This is a genomic window from Streptomyces sp. S6 (assembly GCF_054880855.1).
Map to the genome: position 1 here is coordinate 1 of NZ_JBTYMC010000204.1, position 12,427 is coordinate 12,427.

At 73.8% G+C, this 12,427-nt stretch carries 2 protein-coding genes; both read left to right on the forward strand.

Annotated features, from left to right (window positions below; translation table 11 throughout):
* Positions 1 to 9,196, forward strand: a 9,196-nt coding sequence (locus ACVNF4_RS24380; RefSeq protein WP_461805012.1) for a type I polyketide synthase, incomplete at its 5' end; no start/stop codon positions are given.
* A 97-nt stretch (positions 9,197 to 9,293) separates the two neighbouring features.
* Positions 9,294 to 12,427, forward strand: a 3,134-nt coding sequence (locus ACVNF4_RS24385) for a type I polyketide synthase (RefSeq protein ID WP_461805013.1), incomplete at its 3' end; no start/stop codon positions are given.

Below are 12,427 nucleotides of genomic sequence, written 5' to 3' on the forward strand. Positions count from 1 at the left end.
CGCCCTGCGGGCGTCCGCCCGCGCCGGAACCCCCGTGGCACCGCTGCTGCGCGGCCTCGCGCCCGCCCCACGCCCGACAGCCAAGGCCGCACACACGGCCGGCACCGGCGCCCTGCGGCAACGGCTCGACCACCTCGGCACCCGGGAGCGCACCGAGGCACTGGTGGACCTGGTCCGCCAGAACGCGGCCCAGGTGCTCGGCCACTCCGGAGCCGACGCCATCCGCGCCGACCGCGCCTTCAAGGACGCCGGCTTCGACTCGCTGACCGCCGTCGAACTGCGCAACCGGCTCGCGTCCGCGACCGGTCTCGTCCTCCCCTCCACCCTCGCCTTCGACTACCCGAAACCGGTGTCGCTCGCCGGCCATCTGCGGGTACGGCTCTTCGGGGACGACGAGCCGCGGGAAGACGCCCAGGAGCGAACCGCCGAGGCCGCCCGCCCCGACGATCCGATCGCCGTCGTCGCCATGGCCTGCCGCTTCCCCGGCGGCGTCGCGAGCCCCGAGGACCTGTGGGGACTGGTCGCCGAAGGCGTCGACGCCGTCACGGAGTTCCCCGACGACCGAGGCTGGGACATCGACCGGATCTACGACGCCGACCCCGACAGCGCCGGCAAGACCTACGTCCGGCACGGCGCGTTCCTCGACGACGCGACCGGCTTCGACGCCGCCTTCTTCGGGATCTCCCCGAACGAGGCGCTCGCGATGGACCCCCAGCAGCGGCTGCTCCTGGAGACCTCCTGGGAGGCGTTCGAACGCGCCGCGATCGACCCGACCGGCCTCGGCGGCCAGGACATCGGCGTGTTCGTCGGAGTCAACAGCCACGACTACACCGTGCGCACCCACCACGCGTCCGGCGTCGAGGGCTTCCGCCTCACCGGCAGCTCGGGCAGCGTCCTCTCGGGCCGCATCGCCTACCAGTTCGGCTTCGAGGGCCCGGCCATCACGATCGACACGGCCTGCTCCTCCTCGCTCGTCGCCCTGCACATGGCGGCCCGCGCACTCCAGCAGGGCGAGTGCTCCATGGCCCTGGCCGGCGGCGTGATGGTCATGGGCGACCCGGAGACCTTCGTCGAGTTCTCCCGGCAACGGGGCCTCTCCCCGGACGGCCGCTGCAAGGCCTTCGCCGACGCGGCGGACGGCACCGGCTGGTCCGAGGGCGCCGGAGTGCTCCTCGTCGAGCGGCTCTCCGACGCACGCCGCCGGGGCCACCAGGTCCTCGCGGTCGTCAGCGGCAGCGCGGTCAACCAGGACGGCGCCTCCAACGGACTCACAGCGCCGAACGGCCTGTCACAGCAGCGGGTGATCCGCAGGGCCCTCGCCGACGCCGGACTGTCGACGTCGGACGTGGACGTCGTGGAGGGCCACGGCACGGGAACGGTCCTCGGCGACCCGATCGAGGCGCAGGCGCTGCTCGCGACGTACGGACAGGACCGGCCCGCCGACCGCCCGCTGTGGCTCGGCTCCGTCAAGTCCAACATCGGTCACACACAGGCCGCCGCCGGTGTCGCCGGTGTCATCAAGATGGTCATGGCGATACGGCACGGCGTCCTGCCCCGCACCCTGCACGTGGACCGGCCCTCGACCCACGTGGACTGGACCGCGGGCGCGGTCGAACTCCTCGCGCAGGCCCGCGAGTGGCCGCGGACCGGACACCCACGGCGGGCCGGCGTCTCGTCCTTCGGCATCGGAGGCACCAACGCACACGTCGTGATCCAGCAGGCACCGGACACCGAGACACCCGCGCGGGCGACGACAGCCGATCCGGCCGACGGTCCCGCCCTCGTGCCCGTGACCGTGTCGGCCCGGACGGCGGCGGCCCTGCACGCCCAGGCCGGACGGCTCGCCCGCTTCGTCGACGCACGCGACGACCTGCCCCTCACCGACACCGCGCACGCACTCGCCACCACCCGAGCCCGGCTCGACCACCGGGCGATCCTCCTCGCCGCCGACCGGCGCCAACTCGCCGGTGAACTGCGCGCCCTCGCAGCAGGCACACCCACCGCGGCCACCGTCACCGGCAGCCCCGCCGAAGGCAAACTGGCCTTCCTCTTCACCGGGCAGGGCAGCCAGTGGGCCGGCATGGGCCGCGAACTCGCCGCACGCCACCCGGCATTCCGGGACGCCTTCACCGCCGCGTGCGACGCCGTCGAACGGCACCTGGACGGCCACCTCGAACACCCGCTGCACGAGGTGGTGTTCGCCGAACCCGGCACACCCGAGGCCGCGCTGCTCGACCGCACCCTGTACACCCAGGCCGGTCTCTTCGCCCTGGAGACCGCGCTGGTCCGGCTCCTCGCCACCTGGGGCGTACACCCCGACCTGGTCGCCGGACACTCGGTCGGCGAGATCTCCGCCGCCCACGCCGCCGGAGTCCTCGACCTGGCGGAGGCGGGCGAACTGGTCGCCGCCCGCGCCCGGCTGATGCAGGCACTGCCTGAGGGCGGCGCGATGGCCGCCGTCCAGGCCACCGAGGCCGAGGTGACGCCGCTGCTGGCCGAGGCCACCGGCGAGATCGCGGTCGCCGCGGTCAACGGGCCCGACGCCGTCGTGCTCTCCGGCACCGAGGACACCGTCCTGGCCGTGGCCGCCCGCCTCACCGAACAAGGCAGGAAGACCAAACGCCTGACGGTCTCCCACGCCTTCCACTCACCCCTGATGGCCCCCATGCTCGACGAGTTCCGCGCCGCCGTCACCCGCCTGCACCCCCGGCCGGCCACCGTCCCCGTCGTCTCCACGCTCACCGGTGCCCCCGCCGAGGACGACCGGTTCGCCACCCCGCAGTACTGGACCGACCAGGTCCGCCACCCCGTACGGTTCGCCGACGCGGTCACCGCGCTGCACGACCAGGGTGCCCGGACGTTCCTGGAGATCGGGCCCGGCGCCGGCCTCACCGCCCTCGCCCTCGGCACACTCGGCCCCGACCACCGGGGCTGCGTCGCCAGCCTGCGCGAGGACGGCTCCGAGGAGAGCGCCCTCCTCACCGCGCTCGCCGAACTGCACGTCCGGGGCACGGACATCGACTGGCCCGCCCTCCTCGGCACCCCGGCCACCGCGCTCGGCGCCGACCTGCCCACCTACGCCTTCCAGCACCAGCGGTTCTGGGCCGAACCTGAGACCACCGCCACGGACGCCGAGGCGCTCGGCGCCCGCGCCACCGGGCACCCGCTGCTCGGCACGGCCGTCGAGATCCCCGGCCACGACCACACCGGCCCGGCCGGTGCCGGCGGCACCCGTGTGGTGCTCACCGGGCGGCTCGACCGGAGCGCACCCGGCCGGCTCCTCGACCCCGCCACCGGCACCGTCGCGGCTGCCGTCCTCCTCGACCTGCTGGTCCACGCCGGCACCGAGACAGGCAGCGGCGCCGCCGAGCAGATCACCCTCGACACACCGCTGACCGTGCCCGAACACGGTCACCTCCAGCTCCGCGTCCACATCGACGCCCCCGGCCGGGACGGACTGCGGCCCGCCGCCGTCCACAGCAGGCACTCCGGCGACGAGAACAGCACCTGGACGCGCCACGCCCGCGCCCTGCTCCGGCCCGGCCTGCCCAAACCCTCCTTCGACCCGCACACCTGGCCCCCCGTACCCGGCCTCACGGAACAAGGCGGCCCGCTCACCGCAGACCTCACCCTTCCCCCCGAACTCGCCGACGAGGCAACGCCGTTCACGCTCCACCCCGTACTCCTGGACACCGCCCTGCGCCTCCTGGCGGTCCACACCGGCGACAGCGCCCTCGACCTGACAGCCTGCGCCGACCTGGCCGTGTACGCGGAAGGCGCCACCGCCCTACGGATGCGCGTCACACCCGTCGAGGGCGGACGCCACCTCGTGGAACTCGCCGACCACACAGGCGGCCCGGTTGCCGCACTCGGCCCGGTGACCCTGGGCCGCCCCGACGGCTCCACCACCGCAGTGAGCGACACACAGACCACGCGGGAGGCGCCGCTCCTGAGGCGAGCGGCGAGCCGGCCCGCCCCCGAGAACGGCACCCTGGCCCACCGGCTCGCCGCACTCGGCGCCGCCGAACAGCAGCGCGTCCTGATGGACCTCGTGCGGGAGAGCGCCGCCGTCGTCCTCGGCCACAACGGCGCCGACGCGCTCGACGAGAATCAGCCGTTCAAGGACCTCGGCTTCGACTCCCTCACCGCCGTCAAACTCCGCAACAGGCTCCACGACTTCACCGGCACGAGCCTCCCCAGCAGCCTCGTCTTCGACTACCCGACCCCCTCCGCCCTCGCCGGACACCTGCGCACCGAACTGCTCGGCGAGGAAGACGGGACCACGTCCGCAGGCGCCGCCCGATCCGTACCGGCCGGGCCCGCACACCCCGACGAGCCCATCGCCATCATCGCCACGAGCCTGCGGCTGCCAGGAGGCGTCAACACCCCCGAGGAACTGTGGCGCCTGGTCGTCGAGGAGCGCGACGCGCTCTCCGGCTTCCCGCAGAACCGGGACTGGGAGGTCGACAAGCTCTACCACCCGGACCCCACCCATCCCGGCACCACCTACACCCGCGTCGGCGGATTCCTGCACGACGCCGCCCAGTTCGACGCCGCGCTCTTCGGGATCTCACCCCGCGAGGCACTGGCGATGGACCCGCAGCAACGGCTCCTCCTGGAGACCTCCTGGGAGGCCCTGGAGCGCGCCGGCATCGACCCGCTCTCCACCCGGGGCCGTGACATCGGCGTCTTCACCGGCATCGTCCACCACGACTACGTCACCCGGCTGCGGCAGGTCCCCGAGGACGTCCGGGGCTACGTGATGACCGGCACCTCGTCGAGCGTCGCGTCGGGACGCGTGTCGTACGTGTTCGGCTTCGAGGGCCCGGCGGTCACCATCGACACGGCCTGCTCCTCCTCGCTCGTGGCGATGCACCTCGCCGCCCAGGCGCTGCGGCGAGGAGAGTGCTCGCTCGCCCTCGCCGGCGGCGCGACCGTCATGTCCAGCCCCGACGCGTTCGTGGAGTTCGCCCGCCAGCGCGGCCTGTCCGCCGACGGCCGCTGCAAGGCGTACTCCTCGACCGCCGACGGCACCGGCTGGGCCGAGGGCGTGGGCGTGGTCGTCCTGGAGCGACTGTCGCAGGCGCGGCAGAACGGCCACCGGATCCTCGCCGTGCTGCGCGGCAGCGCCGTCAACCAGGACGGCGCCTCGAACGGCCTCACCGCCCCCAACGGGCCCTCACAGCAACGGGTCATCCGGCACGCCCTGGCCGACGCGGGACTGTCGACGTCGGACGTGGACGTCGTGGAGGGCCACGGCACCGGCACCTCCCTGGGCGACCCGATCGAGGTCCAGGCACTGCTGGCCACCTACGGACAGGACCGGCCCGCCGACCGCCCGCTGTGGCTCGGATCGCTGAAGTCGAACATCGGCCACACCCAGGCGGCGGCCGGTGTCTCCGGTGTCATCAAGGTGGTCGAGGCGCTGCGGCACGGCGTCATGCCGCCGACGCTGCACGTCGAGGAGCCGACACCGCAGGTGGACTGGACGACGGGCGCGGTCGAACTGCTCAGGGAGGCACGGGAGTGGCCGGTCACGGACCGGCCGCGCAGGGCCGCCGTCTCCTCCTTCGGCGCGAGCGGCACCAACGCGCACGTGATCCTGGAGGAAGCGCCCGCCGCGGCCCCGGTGACCGTGAACGGCGTGGAGCCGGCCGTGCACGCGACCGTGACGCCCCTGGTCGTCTCGGCGAAGAGCACCGGCTCGCTGGCGGGCCAGGCCGAACGCCTCGCGTCGTTCATCGGCTCCGCACAGCGCACGGCCCTGCCGGAGATCGCGGCGGCGCTCGCCTCGCGGCGGGCGGTGCTGTCCGAGCGTGCGGTGGTGGTGGCGGGTTCGGGGGAGGAGGCGTTGGCGGGGTTGCGTGCGGTGGCGCGTGGGGAGTCGGTGCCGGGTGTGGTGGTGGGCAGTGCGGTGGCGTCGGGGCGGACGGTGATGGTGTTCCCGGGGCAGGGGTCGCAGTGGGTGGGCATGGGTCGTGAACTGCTCGACTCGTCGCCGGTGTTCGCCGAGCGGATCGCCGAGTGCGCTGACGCGCTCGGGCGTTGGGTGGAGTGGCCGCTGGTGGATGTGCTGCGGGGGGATGTTCCGGCTGAACTCCTGGAGCGCGTCGACGTGGTGCAGCCGGCGAGTTTCGCGGTGATGGTGGGTCTGGCTGCGGTGTGGGCGTCGGTGGGGGTGGTGCCGGACGCGGTGGTCGGGCACTCACAGGGGGAGATCGCGGCGGCGTGTGTGTCGGGTGCGCTCTCCCTGGAGGACGCGGCTCGGATCGTGGCGGTGCGCAGTCAGGTGATCGCCGGGAGCCTGGCGGGGCGCGGGGGTATGGCGTCGGTGGCGCTGGCGGAAGCGGATGTCGTGGAGTGCCTGGAGCGGTGGGCCGGCCGGGTGGAGGTGGCGGCGGTCAACGGCCCGGCGTCCGTGGTCATCGCCGGTGACGCCGAAGCACTCGACGAGGCCCTCGGCACGCTTGAGGAGCAGGGCGTGCGCGTCCGCCGCGTCGCGGTCGACTACGCCTCGCACTCCCGGCATGTGGAGGCGGTCGAGGAGACGCTGGGCGAGGCGTTCTCCGACATCCGTGCGCAGGCTCCGCTGATCCCCTTCTACTCCACCGTGACGGGTGAATGGGTGCGGGAAGCGGGTGTCCTGGACGGCGGTTACTGGTACCGCAACCTGCGGGGTCAGGTCCGCTTCGGTCCCGCGATCGCCGATCTGCTGGCGAGCGGTCACACCGTGTTCGTGGAGTCCAGCGCCCACCCCGTCCTGGTCCAGCCGGTCAACGAGATCGTCGACCAGGCGGACGACACGGTCAGGTTGCGCGCCGTCGTCGGCGGCACGCTGCGCCGACAGGACGGCGGTCCGCGCCGACTGCTGACCTCGATGGCCGAACTCTTCGTCCGGGGCATCGCCGTCGACTGGACGGGCGTCCTCCCCGAGGAGTCCGCCCCCGGTCACGTCGACCTCCCCACGTACGCCTTCGACCGACGCCACTACTGGCTGCAAGAGGCCGAGAACACCGACGGCGGCGGCGCTTCGGCCGAGGACACCGACGCTGACTTCTGGACGGCCGTCGAGCGTACCGACGCCGACTCGCTCGCCGGTCTGCTCGCCCCCGACTCAGCCGACCTGCGCGACGCCCTGCGCACCGTCGTACCGGTCCTTGCGGACTGGCGCGGCAAGCGGCGGCAGCGGGCCGGTGCCGAGCGCCTGCGGTACGCCGTCACCTGGCGGCCCCTGGAGCGCGAGGCGTCCGGGGTCCCCGCGGGCCGCTGGCTCGCCGTCCTGCCGAAGGGACAGGCCGCGAACGGGTTCCGGACGGCCGAACTCCTGGAGGCACTCCGCGACCAGGGACTCGACGTCGTCCCCCTGGAGATCACCCCTTCCGCCGTGACCCGCACCGGCCTCGCCGAACTCCTGAGCGGCGCCGGGGCCGAGTACGAGCCGGCCGGGGTCCTGTCCCTGCTCGCCCTCGACGGCGCGCAGGACGCCACCGCTGCCGCCGCCCGGACCCTCGCGCTGATCCAGGCCCTCGGGGACGCGGGGGTCGACGCTCCGCTGTGGTGCCTGACCCGGGGTGCGGTGAGCACCGGCGTCCAGGACACCGTCACCGGGCCCGGCGAGGCCGCCCTCTGGGGGCTGGGCCGCGCCGTGGCGCTCGAACACCCCGACCGGTGGGGCGGCTTGATCGACCTGCCGGCGACCGTCGACGCCCGCATCGCGCGGTACCTCGTGGGCGCCCTGAACGGCGCCGCCGGCGACGACCAGCTCGCCGTACGCCGCCCCGGCGTCTACAGCCGGCGACTCACCCGCAAGCCCGCACCGGAGACCCCCGCCGACGGCGGCTGGCAGCCCCACGGCACCGTCCTGGTCACCGGCGGCGCCGAGGGCCTCGGCATCCACGCCTCGCTCTGGCTCGCCCGGTCGGGTGTGGGCCGGCTCCTCGTCACCACCACCGCTCAGGCACCCGTCGACACCGTCGGCGAACTGCTGGGCAAACTCGCGGACGCCGGGCTGGAGACGACCGTCGTCTCCTGCGCGGACGCCGACCGGGACACGCTCGCCCGCCTGGTCGCCGAGACCCCGCCGCAGCAGCCGCTCACCGCCGTCGTGCACACCGCCGACACCGCCTGGACCAGCAACGTCGCTGACACGGGCCTCGCCGACCTCACCGAGGTGTTCGCCGCGAAGGTCGACACCGCCGTATGGCTCGACGACCTGTTCACCCCGACCCCCACCGACACGGGTGCCGACGACGCCACCCCACTTGAGGCCTTCGTGGTCTTCTCCTCGATCGCCGGCATCTGGGGCGGCGGCGGCCAGGGCGTCTCCGGCGCGGCCAACGCGGTCCTGGACGCCCTCGTCGAACGGCGTCGCGGTCGCGGCCTGGCGGCCACCTCGATCGCCTGGGGCGCCCTCGACGAGGTCGGCGCCACGATGGACGAGGCGACCCTCGCCCAACTGCGCCGCCGGGGCGTCCTGCCGATGGACCCGCAGCTCGCGACCAGCGCGTTCGAACAGGCCGTGGAGGCGCGGGAGAAGGCCGTGACGGTCGTCGACATGGACTGGGAGGCGTTCATCCCGGCGTTCACCTCCGTCCGGGTCAGCCCGCTCTTCGCCGACCTGCCCGAAGCCGCCGCCGCCCTGCGCGCCTCCCAACCCGACGCCGAGAACAGCGACACCACCTCGTCCCTGGTGGACTCCCTCCGGGACGTCCCCGAGGCCGAACAGAACCGGCTGCTGCTCCGGCTGGTCTGCGGACAGGCGGCGACCGTCCTCGGACACAGCGGCGCGGAGAGCGTCGGCCCGCTCCAGTCCTTCCAGGAAGCCGGCTTCGACTCGCTCGCCGCCGTCAACCTCCGCAACAGCCTGCACGTGGCCACCGGCCTACGACTGCCCGCCACCCTCATCTTCGACTACCCCACCCCGGACGCCGTCGTCGTCTTCCTGCGCTCCGAACTGCTGACGGAGCCGGACGCCGACGACCCGGACGGACGGGAGGACGACCTGCGGCGCGTACTGACGCAGATCCCGCTCGCCCGGTTCCGGGAGGCCGGCCTCCTCGACACCCTGCTCGCCCTCGCCGACACCGACGACGGTGCCACCCCCGCGGCGGCGCCCGCGGCCGAGGACGACGCCGACCTGATCGACGGCATGGACGTCGCCGACCTCGTACAGCGCGCACTCGGCAACATCAGCTGATCACCGGCTCACCGGCACGGCTCAGCGACACGACTCACCGACACCTGGTGTGTCGACACCTGCTTACCGACAGCGGAAAGACGGAGGACGTACCGAGATGACGGCGCCGGACGAGCAGATCGTGAACGCACTGCGTGCCTCGCTCAAGGAGAACGCGCGGCTCCAGCAGGAGAACCAGCGTCTCGCCGAGGCATCGGCCGAACCCATCGCGATCGTCTCGATGGCCTGCCGGTACGCGGGCGGCATCCGCACCCCCGAAGACCTGTGGCGGGTGGTGACCGACGGCACCGACGTCTACACCGCCTTCCCCGAGGACCGAGGCTGGGACCTGGAGGGCCTCTACCACCCCGACCCGGACAACCCCGGCACGACGTACGTCCGCGAAGGCGCGTTCCTGCACGACGCCGGCCAGTTCGACGCCGCGTTCTTCGGGATCTCCCCGCGCGAGGCCCTCGCCATGGACCCCCAGCAGCGACAGCTCCTCGAAGTCTCCTGGGAGGCCCTGGAACGCGCCGGCATCGACCCGCACTCCGTACGCGGCACCGGCATCGGCGTGTTCGCGGGCATGGTCCACCAGGACTACGCGCCCGACCTCAGCGGACTCGAAGGCTTCCTCAGCCTGGAACGCGCCCTCGGCACCGCGGGAGGCGTCGCCTCCGGGCGCGTCGCCTACACCCTCGGCCTCGAAGGCCCCGCCGTCACCGTCGACACCATGTGCTCCTCCTCCCTGGTGGCCATCCACCTCGCCTCCCAGGCACTGCGGCGCGGCGACTGCTCCATGGCGCTGGCGGGCGGCGCGACCGTCATGTCGACACCCGGCGGCTTCGTCGGCTTCGCCCGGCAGCGCGGCCTCGCCTTCGACGGCCGCTGCAAGTCGTACGCGGCCTGCGCGGACGGCTCCAGCTGGGCCGAGGGCGCCGGTGTGGTCCTCCTCGAACGACTGTCGCAGGCCCGGCGCGACGGACACCGGGTGCTCGCGGTGATCCGCGGCTCGGCCCTCAACCAGGACGGCGCCTCCAACGGCCTGACGGCACCCAACGGCCCCGCCCAGCAGCGCGTCATCCGCAAGGCCCTGGAGAGCGCCGGCCTCACCACGGCCGACATCGACATGGTCGAGGGCCACGGCACCGGCACCGTCCTCGGCGACCCGATCGAGGCACAGGCCCTGCTCGCCACGTACGGCCAGGACCGGTCCGAGGACCGGCCGCTGCGGCTCGGCTCGGTCAAGTCGGTGATCGGCCACACCCAGGCCGCCTCCGGCGTGGCCGGCGTGATCAACATGGTGCAGGCGCTGCGACACGGCGTCATGCCCGCCACCCGGCACATCGACGCCCCCACCGCGCAGGTGGACTGGACGGCGGGCGCGGTGGAACTGCTGACACAGGCACAGGAGTGGCCTCAGGACGACCGTCCGCGCCGGGCCGGCGTGTCCTCGTTCGGCGCCAGCGGCACGAACGCCCACCTGATCCTGGAACAGGCACCGCAGGACGAGCCCGAGCCGGCCTCGGTTCCGGCCGACGGCGTGGTGCCGCTGGTGGTGTCGGCGGCCACGACGGCCTCCCTGACCGGGCAGGCGGAGCGGCTCGTCCGGTTCCTCGACGCGTCCGGCACAGTCGCGCTCGCCGACGTGGCGGCCGGACTGCCCACCGGCCGTGCGGCGCTCGGCGAGCGCGCGGTCGTCGTGGCCGGCTCACCCGAGGAGGCCCTGACCGGCCTGGGAGCCCTGGCGCGAGGCGAGTCCGCCGCCTCGGTGGCCGTCGGCAGCGCCTCGGCGCCGGGCGGGGCCGGAAAAGTCGTGTTCGTCTTCCCGGGCCAGGGCACGCAGTGGGTCGGCATGGGCCGTGAACTCCTCGACTCCTCACCGGTGTTCGCACAACGGATCGCCGAGTGCGCCGACGCGCTCGGGCGTTGGGTGGACTGGCCGCTGGCGGACGTGCTGCGGGGAGACGCTCCGGCGGAACTCCTGGAGCGCGTCGACGTGGTGCAGCCGGCGAGTTTCGCGGTCATGGTCGGACTGGCCGCCGTGTGGGCGTCGGTGGGTGTGGTGCCGGACGCGGTGATCGGGCACTCACAGGGGGAGATCGCGGCGGCATGCGTGTCGGGCGCGCTCTCCCTGGAGGACGCGGCCCGGATCGTCGCGGTGCGCAGTCAGGTGATCGCCGCCGGCCTCGCGGGCCGGGGCGGCATGGCGTCGGTCGCGCTGCCCGAGGAGGACACCGCGGAGCGCCTGGAGCGGTGGGCCGGCCGGGTGGAGGTGGCGGCGGTCAACGGCCCGGCGTCCGTGGTGATCGCCGGTGACGCCGAAGCCCTCGACGAAGCCCTCGACACACTTGAGGACCAAGGCGTCCGCGTCCGCCGCATCGCGGTCGACTACGCCTCGCACTCCCGGCACGTCGAGGCCGTCCAGGAGACCCTCGGCGAGGCCTTCGCCGACATCCGGGGCCAGGCACCCGCCGTGCCGTTCCTGTCCACCGTGACCGGCGACTGGGTCCGCGACGCGGGTGTCCTCGACGGCGGCTACTGGTACCGCAACCTGCGCCGCCAGGTCCGCTTCCAGCCCGCCGTCGCGCAACTCCTCGCCGACGGACACACCGTGTTCGTCGAGTCCAGCGCCCACCCCGTCCTGATCCAGCCGATCAGCGAGACCGTGGACCGCGCCGAGACCGACGCCGTGGTGACCGGCTCCCTGCGCCGCGACGACGGCGGCCCGCGCCGGCTGCTCACCTCGATGGCCGAACTCTTCGTCCGAGGCGTCCACGTCGACTGGAACGGCGTCCTCCCCGCCGGTGCCGCCGCCGAACGCGTCGACCTCCCGACGTACGCCTTCGACCACCAGCACTACTGGATCCAGCTGACCGGCACCGCCAAGGACGCCGCCTCGCTCGGCCTGACCGGCACCGACCACCCGCTCCTCGGCGCCGTCGTCCCGCTGCCGCAGTCCGACGGCCTGGTCTTCACCTCCAGGCTCTCCCTGCGCACCCACCCCTGGCTCGCGGACCACGCCATCGGCGGCGTGGTCGTCGTACCCGGCACCGTCTACGTCGACCTGGCGGTCCGCGCGGGCGACGAATTCGGCTGCGGTGTCCTGGAGGAACTCGTCATCGAGTCGCCGCTCGTCCTGCCCGAACAGGGCGGCGTCCGCGTCCAGGTGGCTGTCGGCGGCCCCGGCCCCCACGGCTCGCGCACCGTGGACGTCTACTCCCTCCGCGAGGAGGCCGCCGACGAGGCCGG